The sequence below is a fragment of the Leucobacter iarius genome (genome assembly GCF_039530105.1).
Taxonomy (GTDB): Bacteria; Actinomycetota; Actinomycetes; order Actinomycetales; family Microbacteriaceae; genus Leucobacter; species Leucobacter iarius.
This window is the reverse complement of sequence record NZ_BAAAOB010000001.1, coordinates 964,179-982,764: the sequence shown is the minus strand read 5'-3', so window position 1 is coordinate 982,764 and position 18,586 is coordinate 964,179. Positions and strand designations below refer to the sequence as shown.

General features: G+C 71.5%; 20 protein-coding genes. 8 read left to right on the top strand and 12 right to left on the bottom strand.

Features of this window, described 5'->3' with window-relative positions; genetic code table 11:
- The first annotated feature begins 169 nt into the window (after positions 1-169).
- Entirely contained in the window at positions 170-1,486 is a 1,317-nt protein-coding gene (locus tag ABD169_RS04260) for a heparan-alpha-glucosaminide N-acetyltransferase domain-containing protein (protein ID WP_344029728.1), read from the top strand.
- A gap of 6 nt (positions 1,487-1,492) precedes the next feature.
- On the opposite strand, the gene ABD169_RS04255 is transcribed toward ABD169_RS04260, so the two are convergent.
- Positions 1,493-2,419 carry an aldo/keto reductase gene (locus ABD169_RS04255; protein ID WP_344029726.1) on the bottom strand — a complete coding sequence of 309 codons (927 nt, stop codon included), beginning with the start codon at positions 2,417-2,419 and terminating at the stop codon, positions 1,493-1,495.
- A gap of 103 nt (positions 2,420-2,522) precedes the next feature.
- Here ABD169_RS04255 and ABD169_RS04250 point away from each other — a divergent pair, with 103 nt between their 5' ends.
- Together ABD169_RS04250 and ABD169_RS04245 are read left to right on the top strand one after the other, a co-directional pair.
- A complete protein-coding gene (locus ABD169_RS04250) occupies positions 2,523-3,803 on the top strand; it encodes a MalY/PatB family protein (RefSeq protein ID WP_344029723.1) in 1,281 nt (426 codons plus the stop codon).
- Positions 3,800-5,209 (top strand): O-acetylhomoserine aminocarboxypropyltransferase/cysteine synthase family protein, encoded by a 1,410-nt coding sequence (locus tag ABD169_RS04245; RefSeq protein WP_344029720.1) that lies wholly within the window; start codon positions 3,800-3,802, stop codon positions 5,207-5,209. Before ABD169_RS04250 ends, ABD169_RS04245 begins: the two co-directional genes overlap by 4 nt.
- A 13-nt stretch (positions 5,210-5,222) precedes the next feature.
- Here ABD169_RS04245 and panB read toward each other — a convergent pair whose 3' ends face one another.
- From panB to ABD169_RS04210, 7 genes are all read right to left on the bottom strand, one after another.
- Entirely contained in the window at positions 5,223-6,077 is an 855-nt protein-coding gene (gene panB / locus ABD169_RS04240; protein ID WP_344029717.1) for a 3-methyl-2-oxobutanoate hydroxymethyltransferase, read from the bottom strand.
- The gene (gene panC / locus ABD169_RS04235) at positions 6,074-6,952 is read right to left on the bottom strand and encodes a pantoate--beta-alanine ligase (RefSeq protein ID WP_344029715.1); all 879 of its coding nucleotides are present in this window, start codon (positions 6,950-6,952) and stop codon (positions 6,074-6,076) included. Before panC ends, panB begins: the two co-directional genes overlap by 4 nt.
- Complete coding sequence (locus ABD169_RS04230; RefSeq protein ID WP_344029712.1) at positions 6,949-7,722, bottom strand: DUF2520 domain-containing protein; 774 nt, start codon at positions 7,720-7,722, stop codon at positions 6,949-6,951. Before ABD169_RS04230 ends, panC begins: the two co-directional genes overlap by 4 nt.
- 10 nt (positions 7,723-7,732) lie before the next feature.
- The gene (locus tag ABD169_RS04225; RefSeq protein ID WP_084821155.1) at positions 7,733-8,902 is read right to left on the bottom strand and encodes a UDP-N-acetylmuramate dehydrogenase; all 1,170 of its coding nucleotides are present in this window, start codon (positions 8,900-8,902) and stop codon (positions 7,733-7,735) included.
- The gene (locus ABD169_RS04220; RefSeq protein ID WP_344029708.1) at positions 8,899-9,330 is read right to left on the bottom strand and encodes a MaoC/PaaZ C-terminal domain-containing protein; all 432 of its coding nucleotides are present in this window, start codon (positions 9,328-9,330) and stop codon (positions 8,899-8,901) included. The genes ABD169_RS04225 and ABD169_RS04220 overlap by 4 nt, the downstream gene beginning before the upstream one ends.
- A complete protein-coding gene (locus ABD169_RS04215) occupies positions 9,327-9,773 on the bottom strand; it encodes an FAS1-like dehydratase domain-containing protein (protein WP_344029705.1) in 447 nt (148 codons plus the stop codon). Before ABD169_RS04215 ends, ABD169_RS04220 begins: the two co-directional genes overlap by 4 nt.
- Before the next feature lie 83 nt (positions 9,774-9,856).
- Positions 9,857-10,477 carry a DUF937 domain-containing protein gene (locus ABD169_RS04210; RefSeq protein WP_344029703.1) on the bottom strand — a complete coding sequence of 207 codons (621 nt, stop codon included), beginning with the start codon at positions 10,475-10,477 and terminating at the stop codon, positions 9,857-9,859.
- Positions 10,478-10,700: 223 nt separating this feature from the next.
- Here ABD169_RS04210 and ABD169_RS04205 point away from each other — a divergent pair, with 223 nt between their 5' ends.
- The 3 genes from ABD169_RS04205 to ABD169_RS04195 all read left to right on the top strand — a co-directional run bounded on the left by ABD169_RS04205 (position 10,701) and on the right by ABD169_RS04195 (position 13,790).
- Entirely contained in the window at positions 10,701-12,467 is a 1,767-nt protein-coding gene (locus tag ABD169_RS04205) for an acetyl/propionyl/methylcrotonyl-CoA carboxylase subunit alpha (protein ID WP_344029700.1), read from the top strand.
- Between the two features lie 307 nt (positions 12,468-12,774).
- Positions 12,775-13,239 (top strand): hypothetical protein, encoded by a 465-nt coding sequence (locus ABD169_RS04200; RefSeq protein ID WP_344029697.1) that lies wholly within the window; start codon positions 12,775-12,777, stop codon positions 13,237-13,239.
- A complete protein-coding gene (locus ABD169_RS04195; protein ID WP_344029692.1) occupies positions 13,236-13,790 on the top strand; it encodes a hypothetical protein in 555 nt (184 codons plus the stop codon). The genes ABD169_RS04200 and ABD169_RS04195 overlap by 4 nt, the downstream gene beginning before the upstream one ends.
- A 253-nt stretch (positions 13,791-14,043) precedes the next feature.
- On the opposite strand, the gene ABD169_RS04190 is transcribed toward ABD169_RS04195, so the two are convergent.
- Positions 14,044-15,384 (bottom strand): GNAT family N-acetyltransferase, encoded by a 1,341-nt coding sequence (locus ABD169_RS04190; RefSeq protein ID WP_344029689.1) that lies wholly within the window; start codon positions 15,382-15,384, stop codon positions 14,044-14,046.
- A 23-nt stretch (positions 15,385-15,407) separates the two neighbouring features.
- Positions 15,408-15,689: a hypothetical protein gene (locus ABD169_RS04185; protein ID WP_344029686.1), complete on the bottom strand. Its 282-nt coding sequence runs from the start codon at positions 15,687-15,689 to the stop codon at positions 15,408-15,410.
- An 81-nt stretch (positions 15,690-15,770) separates the two neighbouring features.
- Here ABD169_RS04185 and ABD169_RS04180 point away from each other — a divergent pair, with 81 nt between their 5' ends.
- The gene (locus ABD169_RS04180; protein ID WP_344029683.1) at positions 15,771-16,244 is read left to right on the top strand and encodes a MarR family winged helix-turn-helix transcriptional regulator; all 474 of its coding nucleotides are present in this window, start codon (positions 15,771-15,773) and stop codon (positions 16,242-16,244) included.
- A gap of 28 nt (positions 16,245-16,272) precedes the next feature.
- Positions 16,273-17,280, top strand: coding sequence for an LLM class flavin-dependent oxidoreductase (locus tag ABD169_RS04175; protein ID WP_344029680.1), 1,008 nt, complete (start codon positions 16,273-16,275; stop codon positions 17,278-17,280).
- A gap of 34 nt (positions 17,281-17,314) precedes the next feature.
- On the opposite strand, the gene ABD169_RS04170 is transcribed toward ABD169_RS04175, so the two are convergent.
- Positions 17,315-18,145, bottom strand: coding sequence for an aldo/keto reductase (locus ABD169_RS04170; protein ID WP_344029677.1), 831 nt, complete (start codon positions 18,143-18,145; stop codon positions 17,315-17,317).
- A 31-nt stretch (positions 18,146-18,176) separates the two neighbouring features.
- Positions 18,177-18,578 (bottom strand): cupredoxin domain-containing protein, encoded by a 402-nt coding sequence (locus tag ABD169_RS04165; protein ID WP_344029674.1) that lies wholly within the window; start codon positions 18,576-18,578, stop codon positions 18,177-18,179.
- Positions 18,579-18,586: the final 8 nt, after the last annotated feature.

Sequence of the window (18,586 nt, the reverse complement as noted above, 5' to 3'; positions counted from 1 at the left end):
GGCGGCTGACCTGGACTCAGCGTACTGTCAGCTCCAGGGCCGGGGCCAGAGGCATTCGGAGCAGGTTCGGGATCGCCGCAGCCGCTCGGGCCGAACCCGGTACCCGAGTACCCCATCGCGGTCCCCTCGTCCGACGCGCGCGTCCAGCCGCCCGCGAGAGGCTGGACGCATGTCCACGAGCACGCCGACCGGCCCCGCCCGGCTCCACGTCCCCGTATCCGCCTCCGACGTCGTCCGCGCACCCCGTGTCCGCTACGTCGGCGTCGACCTCGCCCGGTTCCTCGCGATCGCCGGCATGATGGCCACGCACCTCGTCGCGATCTCCGCCATGCTGCCCGGGCTGAGCCCGTTCGAGCAGACCGCGGGATCGGTCGCGCAGACGCTCACCTCGGGCATCGCGGCGCCCCTGTTCGCCGTGCTGGGCGGCCTCAGCCTCGTCTTCGCGTCGCGCGCCCCGCTGCGCGACGGCCGCCGCGGCGCGGCGATCTCCGGGATCCTGATCCGCGGCGCGATCCTCGTGCTCATCGGCATGCTCCTCGGCATGATGCAGGTGCCCATCGTCGTCGTCCTCGCCTACTACGGCCTCGCGATGATCATCGCGGCGCCCGCGATCCTGCTCCCGTCCTGGGCGATCGCGGGGATCGCCGCGGTGCTCGCCGTCGCGGTGCCGCCGCTCAACGCGATGGCGCGATCCGCGCTCGGCGTCGTAAACGAGGGCGGCTCCGTCACCTTCGAGTCGTTCTCGGGCGACCCCGCCGGCGCGATCCGCGGCCTGTTCCTCACCGGCGAGTACCCGGCCGTCACGTGGGTCGTGTACCTCCTGGTCGGAATCCTCATCGCCCGTGTCTTCGTCGCCGCCACCGAGCGCGGTTCGCTGCGCCGCACCGCGCTCGTCGCGGCCGCCGCCGGTGCGGCCGTCGCCGCAGCCGCGCAGGGCGTCTCGATGTGGGTCGTCGCCCACCTCGACCGGTTCGGCTTCGTGCTGCCCGAGGGCGTGGATCCCGAGATGTTCCGCACCATGCTCGTCTCGCCGACCTTCGGCGCCCCGTTCTCGGCCGATCCGTGGGCGATGCTCGTCGCGACCCCGCACTCCGGATCGCCGCTCGACCTCCTGCGCACCGTCGGCATCTCCCTGCTGGTGATCGGACTGCTCGTCGCGATCTTCGACGGCGGGCGTTCGCGCCGCGAGCCCGGTTTCGCACTGAACGTGTTCCGTTCGGCGGGCGCCGCCCCGCTCACCATCTACTCGCTGCACGTGGTCGCGACCGCGCTGCTCGTGCAGCCGGCGATGGAAGCGCTCATGCTGCAGGACGTTCCCGACCCGGGCACGCTGCCCTGGTACTCGATCGGTATGCCGGCCTTCGGCCTGCAGCTCGCGGGCGCGATCCTCATCGGCGCGATCCTCGCCGCCCTGCACCGCCGCGGCCCGCTCGAGGCCCTCGTCTCGGGCGCGGTGCGCCTGCTCACGGGGCAGCGCAAGCGCTAGACGCGCCTAAGGGATCGTGTACCCCGCCGCGGCGAGCAGTTCGTACCACTCGGCCCGGGAGAGCCGGACGTCGATGCCCGCCGCGGCCTCGCGCAGCCGCTCGGGCCGGGTGGTGCCGACGATCGTCTGAATCTCGGCCGGGTGCCGCGCGATCCAGGCGGCGGCGACGCCGGACGGCGTGAGCCCGTGCACATCTGCGACCCGCTGGAGCGCCTGCCGCAGGGCCTTCGGCGCGTCGCGGTCGAACAGCGACCCGGCGAAGAAACCGCGGCGGAACGGCGACCAGGCCTGCAGCCGCACCCCGTTCAGCCGAGACCAGTCGACGAGCCCGCCGTCGCGCATCTCCGACTGCGGGAGGCCCTCCATGTTCGCGGCGACGCCCTGCGCCACGAGCCCCGCGTGCCCCAGCCCGAACTGCACCTGATCGGCGATGAGGGGCTGACGCACCGCGGACCGCAGCAGCTCGATCTGCGCGGGCGTATGGTTCGAGACGCCGAACGCGCACACCTTTCCCGAGCTCTCGAGCTCCGCGAAAGCGCGCGCCACCTCCTCCGGCTCGACCAGCGCGTCGGGCCGGTGCAGCAGGAGCACGTCGAGCCGGTCGGTGCGCAGCGCTTCCAGGGATCCCTCGACCTGCCGCACGATGTGCTCGGCCGAGAAGTCGAAGCCGCCGACGTCGCGCTGGATCCCGCACTTCGACTGGATCACGATCGCGTCGCGCTCGGACGGTGCGAGCCGGAGCGCCTCGCCGAATCGGCGCTCGCACGCATGCCACTCGGAGCCGTAGATGTCGGCATGGTCGAACACATCGACCCCGAGTTCACGGGCCGTGCCGAACAGTTCTCTGACCTGCGCGTCATCGAGCGGCTCCAGTCCCATCATGCCGAGGCCCAGCATCGACGCGTCCCGCGCTCCCAATCGTGTCCGTCGCATGTGTCCGCCCTTCCGCGCGGACTCCGCCGCGTCGCATTCCCAGTATGACGCCGCCTTACCCGTCGCCTTGGGAGCCCCGGGCTACGTGCGCGAGCATGAGGGCATGTCATCCGACGGCGACCCCGACTGCCCCGGCCCGCGCGGCTCCGACCCCAGCGGCACCCCCTTCGCGCAGCTCGATCCCGCGTCGTTGCGCGCGGAGCGCAGCAGCCAGAAATGGAGCCGCTACCCGGCGGATGTGCTGCCGCTCTTCGTCGCGGAGATGGACTACACCGTCGCCCCCGAGATCCGCTCGGCGCTCGCCGAGCGGGTCGCGGCCTCGGACTTCGGGTACCTAGACGGACAGGCGCAGAGCCCGCTCGCCCCGGTGTTCGCCGACTTCGCGTGCGACCGCTGGGGCTGGGACGTCGACCCCGGGCGCGTGCACCTCGCCACCGACGTGAGCGCCGGCGTCGTGGAAGTGCTCCGGCTCGTCCTCGCGGATCGCGCGCGCCGCGGTGCCGCGACGGGCACGCGCGGCCGGGTCGCCCTCGCGACCCCCGCCTACCCCTCCTTCTTCGAGATGCTCGAGGAGCTCGGGGTCGAGATCGTCGAGGTGCCTCTGGCGGTCTCCGACTCCGCCGACGGACCGACCGCGACGCTCGACCTCGCGGCCATCGAAGCGTCGTTCGCCGGGGGAACCGGCGTCGACGCGTTCCTGCTCTGCAACCCGCACAATCCCCACGGCCTCGCGCACGCGGCCGAGACCCTGGCCGCGCTGGCCGCGCTCGCGGCGCGCCACGACGTGTTCGTGCTCTCCGACGAGATCCACGCTCCGCTCGTGCACCGCGGCGTCGCGTTCACCCCGTTCGCACCCGTCGCGGAGGCCGCCGGTGCCCGCTCGGTCACGGCGACCTCGGCGAGCAAGGGCTGGAACCTCGCGGGGACCAAGTGCTCGCTCGTGATCGCCGCGACCGCTGCCGATGCCGTACTCCTGGATGAGCTGCCGCCCGAGGTCGGATCCCGCGCGAGCATCCTCGGCGTGCACGCCAGCATCGCCGCGTTCCGCGACGCCCGCGCCTGGCTCGATCGCGCCGTCGAGACCGTCGAGACGAACGTCGCGCTGCTGCGCCAGCTCGTCGCCGACCGCCTGCCCGGCGTGCGCATCACGGTGCCCCGCGCGGGCTATCTCGCCTGGCTCGACCTCCGCGATGCCGGCCTCGGCGAGGATCCCCACGCGCGGATCCTCGCGGAGGCCCGGGTCGCGCTGAGCAACGGCCGCGCGTTCGGCGCGGGCGGCGCCGGCCACGTGCGCATCAATCTCGCCTGCGCGCCGGACACCCTGCGCGCGGCCATCGACCGCATCGCCGCACTGCCGCCCGTTCGCGAAGGAGCCACGGAATGACCGCCACCGCACAGCCGATCTACGACTGGGACGGCTTCGACTTCGATACGCGCCAGGTGCACGCCGGCGAGTACCCCGACAAGAACCACGGACTCCGGGTCCCGCCGATCGCGCTCTCCGCCGGATACCTCTTCGAGGACTTCGACGACCAGGTGAGCCGCTTCGACGGCAGCATCCACTGGCGCGCCGAGGACGACGGACCCCGCGGCGAGGGCGAGGCCTTCTCGCCCAGCGAGCATGCGCCCATCTACTCCCGCCAGGGCAATCCCTCGAACTGGGTCGCCGAGGAGCGTCTCGCCTCGCTCGAGGGCGGCACCGTCTCGGTCGCCGTGTCGAGCGGGCAGGCCGCGATCTCCTCCGCGCTGTTCGCGCTCGCCCAGCAGGGCGATCACATCGTCTCGACGGCGTCCGTCTACGGCGGCACCCGGATCCTGTTCGGCCGCAGCTTCAAGCGCTTCGGCATCGAGTTCGACTACGTCTGGGACGCCGAGGACGACGCCGAGTGGGAGCGGGCGATCCGTCCGAACACCAAGGCGATCTACACCGAGACCGTGCCGAACCCCTGCAACGACATCACCGACCTGCGCCGCATCGCCGCGGTCGCGGCGCGCTACAACCTGCCGCTCGTGGTCGACAACACGGTCGGCACCCCGGCGCTCATCCGCCCGTTCGAGCACGGCGCCAACATCGTCGTGCACTCGGCGACGAAGTTCCTCACCGGGCACGGAGCGGCGGTCGGCGGCGCGATCGTCGACGGCGGCAACTTCGACTGGGAGGCCGCCGAGCGGGCCGGACGATCCTTCCCGCTCATCACGCGGTCGTCGCGCCCGGGGGTCGCCTCGATGCTCGACCGTTTCGGCGCCGGCGCCTACGCCCGCGCCGCGCGCGAATCCGTCGTCAACGACATCGGCCCGACCCTGTCGCCGCTGCACGGCTTCCTCATGCACCAGGGCATGGAGACGCTCTCACTCCGCATGGAGCGCCACGTCGCCTCGTCGATCCGGATCGCGGCCTGGCTCGAGCAGCAGCCCGAGGTGCTCTCGGTCGACTACGCCGGCCTGCCGTCGTCGAGCTTCCACGCGCTCGCGGCGCGCGACTACGGGCTCGACGCCGACGGCTACGGTCGCACGGGATCGGTGTTCGGCGTCACGGTGCGCGGCGGGATCGACGGCGCCCGGGCGTTCGTGAACGGGCTGCGCCTGTTCTCGCGCATGACCGGGATCGGCGACACCCGCTCGATGGTGCTGCACCCGCACACCTCCACGCACTCGACCTTCGCGCCCGAGATCAACGAGCGCCTCGGCATCACGCCGGGCCTGCTGCGCCTGTCGGTCGGGATCGAGTCGGCGGAAGATCTGATCCGCGATCTGCGCGGTGCGCTGGATCGGGTGGCGGCCGCCGTCTGAGCGGACGCCGCCGCTAGTCCGTGAGCGCCGCCAGCGTCGCGCGGGCGGCCTCGACGGCCTCGTCGCTCGCGGCGTACTGGTGCTCGGTCCCGGGGAACTCCCCCGCGCGCACCTCCGCGGCGTAGGCGGAGAGCGCGGCGGTCATGTCGTCGCCGACGGTGCCGAAGCGCTTCACGAACTTGGCCGTGCGCCCCTCGGTGATGCCGAGCAGGTCGTGCAGCACGAGCACCTGACCGTCGACGCGACCCGCGCCGATCCCGATGATCGGGATCCGCAGCGCGGAACGCAGCAGCTCGGTGATCTCGGCCGGAACCGCCTCGATCACCAGGCAGAACGCGCCCGCGGCCTGCACGCCGAGCGCCTCCGCGACGAGCCGCTCGGCGCTCGCGGTGGTGCGCCCCTGCGCACGGAGCCCGCCGAGAGCGACCGCGGTCTGCGGAGTGAGGCCGATGTGCCCCACGACGGGGATCCCCGCCGCGACGATCGCGCGGATCCGACTGAGCCTCGCCTCGGATCCGCCCTCGAGCTTGACCGAGTCGGCGCCCGCCTCCTTCGCGAAGCGGATCGCGGTCTCGACGGCCTGCGCGTCCGACACCTCGGTCGATCCGAACGGGACGTCGCACACGATGAAGGCGTGCTCGGTGCCGCGGCGCACGGCCTTCGCGAGCACGAGCATCTCGTCGGTGGTGACCGAGACGGTGGAGTCGTGTCCGAGCACGACCTGCGCGCCCGAGTCGCCCACCAGCACCATGTCGACGCCGGCGCGCTCGGCGGCCCGGGCGCCCGGGAAGTCGTAGGCCGTGACCATGACGATGGGCTCGCCCACAGCCTTCTTGGCCTCGAGCTCGGGAATGGTGATGCGGGTCATGCCGCCCCTCCTTCGGTTCCAGCGACCGGCTCGATCACGGCGTTGTCGATGAGGCGCACCTCTCCGACACGGGCCGCGATCGCGCACAGCACGGGTGCGTCCATCGTACGTACGGGCTCGAGCGATGCGGGATCCACGAACGCGAGGTACTCGGGTTCGATCCCGGCGTCGGCGAGGACCGCGGCCGCGACCCCGTGCACCGCCTCCGCGGAGGCCTCGCCGCCGCTCACCGCCGCGGCCGCAGCCGCGAGCGCGCGCGGGATCGCGAGCGCGCGCGTCCGGTCCTCGGCGCTCAGGCGGACGTTGCGGCTCGACCGGGCGAGTCCGTCGTCGTCTCGCGAGGTCGGGCAGGCGACGATCCGGGTCGGGATCCCGAGGTCGGCGACCATGCGCGTGACGACGAGCACCTGCTGGGCGTCCTTCTGCCCGAAGTAGGCCGCGTCGGCCCCGACCGCGAGCAGCAGCTTCGCGACGACGGTGGCCACACCGTCGAAGTGCGCGCCGCCGCGGGCCGCGCCCTCGAGCGTCTCGGTGAGAGCGCCCGAGAGGTGCACGGTCGTGGCGAAGCCGCTCGGGTACACCTCGGAGGCTTCGGGGGCGAAGATCAGGTCGACGCCGGCGCCCTCGGCGAGCGCGGCGTCGGCGGCCTCCTGGCGTGGGTAGCCGGAGAGATCGGCGGCCTCGGTGAACTGGGTCGGGTTCACGAAGATCGACAGCACCACGACGTCGTTCTCGGCGCGCGCCGCGCGCACGAGCGACAGGTGCCCCTCGTGGAGCGCGCCCATGGTCGGCACGAAGCCGACACGGCCGCGCCCGTCGGCCCGGGCCTCGTCCAGTTCGCGGCGCAGGTCCTGCACGGTGCGGACGATCTTCATCGGGAGCCTTTCTGCTGGGCGGCGAGCGCGCGCGTCGCCGTGACGAGCGCGTCGAAGAGGTCGAGGTCGGACGGTGCGCGCTCCGCGACTGCGGCGCGCTGCCGCGCGACCGTCTCGTCGTCCCCGCGCGCGACGGGACCGGTGAGGGCCGCCGCGGCGCCCTCTCGGGCCCAGTTCGCGAGCGCGGCCTCGGCGAGCGGTGCGAGCGCCTCGCGGGGCACGCCCGCGGTGGCGGCCAGCCGTTCGGCGAGGCCCTCGACCACGACCAGGAAGTTGGCGGCCGCCGAGGCCGCCGCGTGATACGCCGGGCGATCCCGCTCGGCGATCCGGAAGACGCGCAGGCCGAGACGCTCGGCGAGCGACTCCGCGGCGGCGCGGGCGTGCTCGTTCGTCCCGTCGATCGCGGCGAAGGCGCCGGCGAAGGCGGTGTCTTCGCCGCTCGTGCCTTCGCCGCTCGTGCCGGTGTCGCCCGCGGTCGGGCCTCCCGTGACCGTGAGCAGCGGGTGCAGGCTGAAGCCGTCCCGAGCGCCGAGCGTTCCGAGGCCGGTCGCGCCGGAGAGGTGCCCGAGCAGCGGTCCGGGCCGGATGGCCGTCGCCGCGTCGGCGATGGCGGCGTCGGGCACGGCGAGCAGCACGAGGTCGACGGGCGAGCCGTCGGGCCCGGTGCCGTCGGCGCCGCGGCCCCCGATGGTGACGTCGAGGTCGTCGGCCGCGAGCGCGGCGGCCAGGGCCGCGCTCATGCGGCCCCGGCCCACGATCTGGATCCGCACGGCGCCCGGGTTACAGCTCGATGCCGATGAGGTTCGGCTCGGGCACCAGGATCACGCCGAACTCCGACTGCACGAGCTGGATCACGAAGCGCGCGAGCTGTGCGACGTCCTCGGCCGTGGCCGCTCCGCGGTTGGTGATCGCGAGGGTGTGCTTCTCGGAGATGGACGCGCCGGAGCCCGGGATCCGGAAGCCCTTGGGGATCCCGGCGTTCTCGATGAGCCAGGCCGCCGAGAGCTTGACCTGCGGGGGCTGCGGGGTCGGCGGCACGCGCAGCGGCACGCCGGCCTCGAGCTCCTCGAAGGTGGTCACGGCGGGTGCCGGTTCGAGGCCCTTGACCGGGAACCGGGGCGCGTTCGTCGGCAGGCCGCGGGCGGATCGCTCGGTGATGATCGGGTTGGTGAAGAACGAGCCGGCGCTCCACGTGTCGTGGTCGGCTGCGTCGAGCACCATGCCCTTGGAGGCGCGGAGCCGCAGCACCGAACGGCGCAGTTCGCGGATCGACACCCGGTCGCCGACCGTGACACCGAGCGCGTCGGCGAGCTGCCCGTAGGCGATGGGGGCGCTCAGCGGGTTGGCCGTGTCTTCGCTCTCGGTGAGCAGCAGGTCGATGGAGAGCACTACGCCCTCGCGGCCGGACTTGATCGAGGAGCTGCGGTAGTCGAGCTCGAGCTCCGCGGCGGGGATGCGCAGCACCTCACCGATCTCGCGATCGAGGAAGGTGATCGAGTGGAGCACGTCGGAGAGCTCCTGGCCGTAGGCGCCGATGTTCTGCACCGGAGCCGCACCGGCGAGCCCGGGGATCCCCGAGAGCGCTTCGATTCCGGCCCAGCCGTGCTCGACGCAGGTCTCGACGAGCTCGTCCCAGTTGTGTCCGGCCTGCACGCGCAGGCGCACCGTTCCGGGCTCGGCGTCGATGCGTTCGATCCCCGTGTTGCGCACGAGCACCGCGGTGCCCTCGAACCCTTCGTCGGCCATGACCGTGTTCGAGCCGCCGCCGAGCAGCAGCCACGGGTCGTCGTACTCCCACAGCTGCAGCGCGGCGCGCACCAGCTCGTCGGAGCTGCGCGCCTCGATGAGGTGCTCCGCCGGCCCCCCGACCCGCATGGTGGTCAGCTCGGAGAAGGGCGTGTCGGCCGCGAGGTCGGCGCCCGCGTGCCCGCCCGAGGAGGTCTCGGTCACGCGAAGGCCACCAGCAGCTGCGCCTTGCCGAGCACCGTCTGCCCGTCGAAGACCACCTTGAGGTCGAAGCGCGCGGTGCGGGCCTCGGCATCGAGGGGGCCGACGGTCGCGGTGACCGTGACCTCGGCGCCGGCTTCGGCGTCCACCGGGATGGGGCGGGTGAAGCGCGACTGGTAGTCGACCACGCTGGCCGCGGCGCCGAGGAGCTCGATCGTGGGCGACGCGGCCGCGCCCATGGTCAGCATGCCGTGCGCGAGCACGCCGGGCAGACCGACCGACTGCGCGACGTCGTCGCGGTAGTGGATCGGGTTGAAGTCGCCCGATGCGCCCGCGTAGCGGACGAGGCGGTCGCGGGTGAGCTCGAGCGTCGCCTCGCTGAACACGTCGCCGGTCGTGAGCGACTCGAAGGTCGGGGCCTGGGCGGTCATTCGTCTCCTCCTCGCACCACGAGCGTCGAGAGCGCGGTCACGACGTGCGCGCCGTCCGCATCGACGATCTCGCTCGACGCGGTGACCATCGAGTGGCCACCGAGCTGCTTGACCGACGCGACGGTGAGCGTCGCGGTGAGCTCGTCGCCCGCGACGATGGGCCGGGTGTAGCTGAAGCGCTGGTCGCCGTGCACGACGCGCGAGAAGTCGATCCCCGCCTCGGGGTCGGCGAGCAGCTGCTGCAGCGTGCTCTCCTGCACCACCACCGCGAAGGTCGGCGGAGCGACCACGTCGGCATAGCCCGCGGCGCGCGCGGCCTCGGGATCGTGATGGATCGAGGCCGAGCTGAGGACGGCACGAGCGAACTCGCGCACCTTCTCGCGTCCGACCTGGTAGGGCTCGGTGGGCGGATACGTGCGCCCCTGAATGTCTGGGTTGACCACGACGCCAGTCTAGAAGATGCCGCTGCGCGAGCCCGGAACATGACGTCCGGGCCCGGCAGCTGCGGCTGCGGTCGCGGCTGCGACTACTTCTTGCCGCCGAAGAGCCCGCCGAGCAGGTCGCCCAGCCCACCGCCGGCCGACTGCCCGCCGGATCCACCACCGAGCAGGCCGCCCAGCAGGTCGCCCAGCCCGCCACCGGACGACTGCCCGCCGCCGGATCCACCCCCGAGCAGGCCGCCCAGCAGATCGCCGATGCCGCCGCCCGAGCTCGAAGCCGATTCCGAGCCCGACTGCTGCTTCGAGAACGCGCCCGAGAGGAACTGCATGACGATGGGGGCGAGCAGCGGGAGCAGCACGGGAATGAGCTTCGCGATGGTCGAATCGCCGCTGTTCGCGCCGAGCGCCTGGGCGACCTCGCCCTGCTTGTCGCCGAGGACATGGTTGACGATCTTGCCGCCGTCCTCTTCGTCGATCGCGTTGAGGTCGATGGTGCCGGACGCGGGAGCGTGCTTGCCGAGCGCGGCCTCGAGCTTGCCCGCGCCCTCGGCGTCCTGCGCGTTGACGGCCATGCCGCCGAGCAGGCCGGGCAGCGCCTGCTGCACCGCCGCGCCCATGGTGCTCTCGTCGACGCCGAAACGCTGGGCGAGATCGCCCAGGGGAATCTGCTGCATAAGGTCGTCGAGGTTCACGGAGTTCTGTGCCATTCGGGTTGCTCCTTCGCGCGGTTCGGTGCCGAGTTCTGGAGCCGCTTCTGCAGCGGATCCACTCGTCTGGAGGCCAGCGTAGCGGCAGGCCACCGCCACCGCGACGGATCCCGCGCAGATGCGCTGGGGAGGGCGAAGCACTGTAGCCATCGGCAACGATTCTCCGAGAGGTTTGTCGTGCATATCCAAGGATCGGGGCCACCCCTCCAATAGGCTGTTGAGCATGTCGCGCATTCGTAAAGTGCTCATCGCCAACCGCGGCGAGATCGCCGTCCGCATCATCCGCGCCGCGAAAGACAGCGGGATCGCCTCGGTCGCGATCTACGCCGATCAGGATCGCGACGCGATGCACGCCCAGCTCGCCGACGAGGCCTACGCGCTGAACGGAACCACCAGCGCCGAGACCTACCTCGTCATCGACAAGATCCTCGCCGTCGCCCGCCGCTCGGGCGCCGACGCCGTGCACCCCGGCTACGGCTTCCTCGCCGAGAACGCCGAGTTCGCCCGCTCCGTCATCGACGCCGGGCTGACCTGGATCGGCCCGAGCCCCGACGCCATCGAGCGCCTCGGCGACAAGGTCTCGGCGCGCCACGTGGCCGAGAAGGTCGGCGCGCCCCTCGCGGCCGGCACCAGCGACCCGGTCGAGAACGCGGACGAGGTGCTCGCCTTCGCCGACGAGGTCGGTCTCCCCATCGCCATCAAGGCCGCCTTCGGCGGCGGTGGCCGCGGCCTCAAGGTCGCCTACGAGCGCGACGAGGTCGCCGAGCTGTTCGAGTCGGCCACCCGCGAAGCCGTCGCCGCGTTCGGCCGCGGCGAGTGCTTCGTCGAGAAGTACCTCGAGAAGCCCCGCCACGTCGAGACCCAGTGCCTCGCCGACGCCCACGGCAACGTGGTGGTCGTCTCCACCCGCGACTGCTCGCTGCAGCGCCGCCACCAGAAGCTCGTCGAGGAGGCGCCCGCGCCATTCCTCACCGACGAGCAGATCGAGCAGCTCTACTCCTCGTCGAAGGCGATCCTCAAGGAGGTCGGCTACGTGGGCGCCGGCACCTGCGAGTTCCTCGTGGCGAAGGACGGCACGGTCTCGTTCCTCGAGGTCAACACCCGCCTCCAGGTCGAGCACTGCGTCTCCGAGGAGGTCACCGGCATCGACCTCGTGCGCGAGCAGTTCCGGATCGCCGAGGGCGGCGTCATCGACTACGCCGATCCGATCGCGCACGGCCACTCCTTCGAGTTCCGTCTGAACGGCGAGGATCCGGGCAACGGCTTCCTCCCCGCGCCGGGCCCCGTCGCGCTCTTCCGTCCGCCGCTCGGCCCGGGTGTCCGCGTCGACACCGGCGTGCAGTCCGGCGACGTCATCTCGGGCTCCTTCGACTCGATGCTCGGCAAGCTCATCGTCACGGGGTCGACCCGCGAGGAGGCGCTCGAGCGCTCCCGCCGCGCCCTCGACGAGTTCGAGATCCAGGGCCTGCCCACCGTGCTCCCGTTCCACCGCAAGATCGTCCGCGACCCGGCGTTCACCGCGCCCGACGGTCGATTCGGTGTCTACACCCTGTGGATCGAGAACGAGTTCCACAACGACATCGAGCCGTGGGAGGGTGAGGTCGCCCCCGTCGTGCAGGATCCGAAGCGCCAGACCGTGGTGGTCGAGGTCGACGGACGCCGCGTCGAGGTCGTCATGCCCGCCACCCTGATCCCGCTCGCCGACCAGCAGATCACTCGCGGTCCCGCACCCAAGCGCGCGAAGGGCGCCGGTGTCTCCGCCGCGACGGGCGACTCGGTCGCGGCCCCCATGCAGGCCACCGTCGTGAAGCTCGCCGTCGAAGAGGGCCAGCAGGTCGAGGCCGGCGAACTCGTCGTCGTGCTCGAGGCCATGAAGATGGAGCAGGCGATCTACGCGCACCGCGACGGCGTCGTGCGCGGCATCGACGCACCCCTCGGCCAGACTGTGTCGAACGGCCACGTGCTGCTCAACATCGTCGACGCCGAGTAACCCAGACGCACAGCGCAAGGCGCCCGGGCTCCGAGGGAGTCCGGGCGCCTTGTGCTGTTCCCGCACGGATGCGCCGGGCCTCCCCCAGGAGATCCGCGTTCCGAAGGAGGAATCCGGCGGAATCGTCCTTCTCACGCCGGATCACCTTCGGAAGCGGACCGAGCGACACGAACGCGGTATCAGGATCAGGTACCACACACGCTCACGGCCTCAGCCCACCGCATGCCACACCACATCCACACATGAAGCAAACAGAACACTCACGTTCAACTTGTAACCGCCCACATGTTAGCGATAGCCTCTCCACATGTCCGATGTGTCACTGCCCACAGTCCTGCGAACCTTCGAATCCCAGCGAATCGCGTCAAGCCGCAAACTCGCCTCTCTCGAAGCGGACCTCGCAGCAGAGCAGGCTCTCCAGGAACATCTGGCCCAGGCCATCCAGGCAATTCAGGCGATGACCCGCAATGACGACTCCAACGCGACCCAGGACGCGTCGGCGGCTCCCCTTCTCCCGCCTGCGCCCGCAGGAGAGGACTTCGATTTCCGCCTCGAAGGCGGCCGGGTGAGATCGGTCGAGATGGTTCGATTCGTCGTGGAGGAATCCCGCTCCGGTCTGACACGGGAAGAACTCCACCAGGCGTTCTTCGCACGCTGGGGCGAGCAGACCTGGATCAATCCGAGGAACGCGTTGAGCACGGCGATCGCACGCGCTGTCGAACGCGGCATCGTCCGCGAAGGCAAAGACGGCAAGCTCCGGCGTGCGAAGTGACCGACCTCGCGGCTTTTCCAGCCCGAAGCTCGGTGTTCGTCGATGAGTCAAAAGCCAGGGAGTTCATCCTGGCCGCGAGCTTCACCTCGAGTTCCTCGCACGCGGAGACGAACCAAAAACTGCGCGGACTCGTCCGCAGAGGTCAACGTCGCATCCATTTCAAGAGCGAATCCGATTCTTCTCGGAAACGCCTACTGTCCGAGATGGCAGCCCTCGACGTCACGGCTCAGGTGTACATCGCACCGCATCAGGTTCCAGCCGCGGCACGGACCCAATGCCTCGAACACCTCATCGATGATCTCGTCGATTCGTCGGCATCGCGTCTGATCCTCGAACGCAATGAATCCGTCCAGGTTTCCGACCGACGCGTCATACGAGCACGCTTGGATCAGAGGAACTACCGCCGCAGCCTCTCCTACGATCACGCCTCACCGCACGAATATCCGCTGCTCTGGGTCAGCGACGCGGTTGCGTGGTGCTGCCAGGCCGGCGGGGATTGGCGCCGCCGCTCCGAACCTCTGATCGGCGGCGTCGTACGCCTTGCCGAATAGGCCGGGAAAGAGCACGAGCCCGGCTCGTCGTACCGTCCGGAAGACTGCCAGGCTCACTTCTTGGGGCTACTGCCCCGCGCTCCTCCAGAATAGCATCGAACGTTCGTGGGTGCTCGATGCCCCCGGCGTCCGAAGGAGATCCGCGTTCCGAAGGAGCAATCCGGCGGAATGGTCCTTCTCACGCCGGATCTCCTTCGGCGGACCAGGCGGACCAGGCAGACCGGGGCGACCAGGCAGCAACCGCAGCAACAGCCTAGAACTCCCAGTCGGCACCGGCCGCGATGGGCCACGACCACGCGACGGCGGCCGCGGCCAGCACGCGCGGATCCCGCGCCTCGACGCGGCCCGCGAGCGCGAGCGCCGCGAGCGACGTCGAGCCGAGGTGCGCCGCGCCGAGCGCGTCGATGTCGAGCACGAGATCGGCAACGCCACCGGCGCCACGAACACCAGCACCAAGAACACCACCAGCACCGACCCGCTCCACGGACGCGGGCCCGAACGCCTCCGTCACGGTGACGCGCCAGCGCCCCGCGTTCTCGGGGATCAACGCGTCGTGCACGTCGAGCACCAGGTCGATGGGTGCCGCGTAGCGGCGGGCGGCGAGGGCGGCGGGCAGGTCGAGGATCCGCACCCAGACGAGGTCGCGCAGGCGCGGTTCGGCGGCCCGCACGTCGATGAGCAGGTGCATGATCGGGTCGTCGACGGGCAGCATGTCGACGGTCGCGCGGTTCGTGAGGTCGAGGTCGAGCAGCAGACTCCAGAGCCGGTGCGCCGCAGCGGGGGTCAGGGCGACAATGTCGCGCACCTCCACCGTGCCGTCGGGTACCGCGCCGTCCCAGTTGACGGATCGCCGGAACCGCGCGTATCCCTGCGCCTGCCCGGACGCGTCGCTCACGACGAGGAGCCGCAGCGCCTCTTTGCCGCGGTGCAGGATCGCCGGGTCGGCGTCCTGCGCGCGGCGCAGCTCCGGGGTCTCCCAGGTGGCCCATCCCGGGCGGCCGATCCCGACGGGCACCTGCGCGACCGAGCGATGCAGCGCGCCGACGAGATCGCCGTGCGCCTCGGGGTCCCAGGTGAGGAACTCGCCGCGGAGGGCGTCGGATCCTGCCACCGGGCGCAGCTCGGCGCCCCGTGGCACAGTGAGCGACAGGGTGGGCGCCGCGTGCCCGTAACCGAAGCGGCCGTAGATCCCCGCCTCGGCGGCGTTGAGCACCGACAGCGATTCCCCGCGTCCGCGCGCCTCGGCGAAGTGGTGGGCGATCATCGATCGAAGCAGGCCGCGCCTGCGGTGGCTCGGGTGCACGCCGACCCAGGTCACCCAGCTGCACGCGGTCTCGTCGCCGGGCACCGGGAAGGCGCGCAGGTCGTAGGCGCCGTACATCCCGGCGAGGGCGTTCGCGGGCGCCAGGGATCCTGCGGGCGGCTCGACGGCCTCGATACCCCACATCCGGCCCCAGGGCAGCGGGCTGGGCAGCTGCCGCAGCTCGTCGAGGCCGTGTTCGATGGGGAACGCCCACGTGTCGACCTCGAGCACGTCGTCGAGACGGGCGCGGTCGTCGAGCGGGATGATGCGGTAGCCGTCGGGAAGGGTCATGCCTCCAGTATCGCGAGGAAGACTCAGAGGTCGCGAGCCTGCCACCAGCCGAAGGCGATCCAGAACCCGATCGTGTCGACGAGGATCCCGGCGAGGAACAGCCACAGCTCGGCTCCCGCGATGCTCGGTGCGAGGCCCATCAGGTAGAAGCCGCCGAAGACGAGGAGCGCCGATACGACGAACACGGGGATCGTCAGCGGGTGCGCGCGATCGCTGCGCGGAGCGAAGAGCCCCTCCCCCTCGCGGGCGGGCCGGTGGGCCGCGACGGTCTCGGCGGTCTCGGTCGTGGTGCGCTCGTCGGACACGGATCCTCCATTCGTTCATGCACGAATACTTGGTGCATGAAATAACCATACGCCCAGGAACCGATCCGCGATAATCGAGGGATGACCGCAGCGGACCCGCTCTCCCTCGACCACCAGGTGTGCTTCGCCCTGACCGTCGCCTCGCGCAGCATCGTCGCGGCGTACAAGCCGGTGCTCGACCCCCTGGGGATCACGCACCCGCAGTACCTGGTGCTGCTCGCCCTCTGGGAGCACGAACGGCTCAGCCTCGGCAGTCTCGCGACGCTCCTGCATCAGGACGCGTCGACCCTGTCTCCGCTCATCAAGCGGCTGGAGCAGCAGGGTCTGCTCGCGCGGCAGCGATCCGCCGCTGACGAGCGCCGTCTCGACATCACGCTCACCGACGCCGGACGTGCGCTGCGCACCCGCGCGCTCGAGGTCCCGCCGCAGATGGCGCAGCGGCTCGACATGACCGAGGACGAGCTGCGCGAGCTCCACGGGTCGATGATCCGCCTCATCGACGCGAGCCGCAGCTCGGTGGGCGAGCCGCCGATCGCGGCGAGTCGCGGGGAATAGGCGCCCGAGCGCCCCGGTTGCACTCCGCATGACTGCCGTTCCGCTCTCCGTGCTCGACCTCGCCGCAATCGAAGAGGACGGAGACATCCGGTCGGCGCTGTCCCACTCGGTCGATCTGGCCCGCGCGGCCGAGGCCGGCGGCTACCGCCGGGTCTGGTACGCCGAGCACCACAACATGCCCTCGATCGCATCGAGCGCGACCTCGGTGCTCATCGCGCACATCGCGGCGCACACGAGCACGATCCGCCTGGGTGCCGGCGGGATCATGCTCCCGAACCACTCGCCGCTCGTGATCGCCGAGCAGTTCGGCACCCTCGCAGAACTGCACCCCGGCCGCATCGACCTCGGCCTCGGACGCGCACCGGGCAGCGACGGCGCCACCTTCCGCGCGCTGCGCCGCACGCACTCCGCGTCCGAGAGCTTCCCGAGCGACGTGCTCGAGCTGCAGGCGTACCTGTCCGACGAGCTACCGCGCGCGGCCGTCAACGCCTACCCCGGCCGCGGCACGAAGGTGCCGCTCACGATCCTCGGGTCGAGCATGTTCGGCGCGAGCCTCGCCGCGCAGCTCGGCCTCCCCTACGCCTTCGCCTCGCACTTCGCGCCGCAGGCGCTGACGGGCGCCGTCGCGCACTACCGCGCCACCTACCAGCCGCGCGAGGGGCACCCCGAGCCGCACGTGATCGCGGGCGTCAACGTGGTCGCGGCCGAGACCGACGAGGCAGCCGAAGCGCTGTTCACCCGGGCCGAGCTCGACCGGGTCCGCCGATTCCTGTCGCGCGGGCGCGAGCGCGAGCTCACGGCCGACGAGGCGGCGCCGCTCCTGGACACCCCCGCCGGGCAGGAGATCCGCGGGATGCTGCGCTACACCGCGATCGGCGGACCGAAGCGCGTGCGCGAGGAGCTGGAGGCGTTCGCGAAGCACGCGGACGCCGACGAACTGATCACCGTGCACGTCGCGCCGACGCGGGCCGAGCAGCTCGTCTCACTGCGGATCGCGGCTCCTGAGGCCACGATCGACGAGGCGTCCGCGGCCTGACCCGGGCGCCCTCGGCGCCACGCCGGGCCGTGAGTCAGAACTCCTCGTAGACCGCGGGGTCCTGATCCTTCAACCGGCCGTCGGGGCGGCCGAGCGCCGTGATCTCGGCGACCTCCTCTGCCGAGAGCCGCACATCGGCGGCCCGCAGGTTCTCGGCCTGTCGGCCCGGATCCGCGGACTTCGGGATCGGCACCGCACCGCGGGCGACGTGCCAGGCCAGGATCGCCTGCACGGGCGAGATGCCATGGGCTGCGGCGATGCGCTGCACCACGGGTTCCGCGGCCATGATCGGCCCACGCCCCACGGGGCTCCACGCCTCCGTGATGATGCCGCGCTCGCGGTGGTACGCCAGCTGCTCCTCCTGCGGGAAGAACGGGTGCAGCTCGATCTGGTTGACCGACGGCCGCACGCCCGTCTCGGCCTCGAGCCGTTCGAGGTGCTCGGGCAGGAAATTGGAGACGCCGATGTGCCGCACGAGCCCGCGCTCGCGCGCCTCGATGAGCGCGCGCCAGGCAGCGACGAAGTCGCCGCTGATCGGGTTCGGCCAGTGGATCAGGTACAGGTCGATACGGTCGAGGCCGGTGCGGAAGACACTCTCCTGGATCGTGCGGAGCGCGGCGTCGGTCGCGTGATGCCGACCCGGGAGCTTGCTCGTGACGATCAGCTCGTCGCGGTCGACCGCGGCATCGCGCACCCCGCGCCCCACCGCTCCCTCGTTCTCGTAGTTGAACGCGGAATCGATGAGGCGGTAGCCCGCCTCGATGCCGCTCCTGACCGCCGCGGCGCCCGCAATGCCGTTCAGGCGGTAGGTGCCGAAGCCGATCGGGGGAAGCACGAGGCCGTCGTGCGAGCGCTGCTCAGTCATGCGGTCAGCCTACGCCCGGCCGCCGGCCCGACTAGGCCGCCGTGACGTGCACGACGCCCTTCATCTCGGGATGGATCGAGCACAGGTACGCGTAGTCGCCGGCCTTGGCGAACCGGTGCGTGTAACTGCCCTCGCGCTGCAGCTTGCTCGCGAACTCCCCGTCGGACTGGATCACGTCGTGCTGGTCCGGGCCGATGAACTCCCACCGCACGGCCTGCCCCGGGGCGATCGAGACCTCGGCGGGCTCGTACGCGTTGTCGACGACCTTCACGGTGACCGCGGCCTGCACGCCGTCCTCGGACGGCACGAACTTCGGCTTCGCCGGAGTGCAGCCGACGAGCGCCGCGGCGCCCACGCCGACGAGCCCGAGCGCACCGCCGAGCAGCGCGCGTCGGCCGAGGACCGCGTTCGCCGCGGGACGGCGCGTGCGCACGGCGCCGC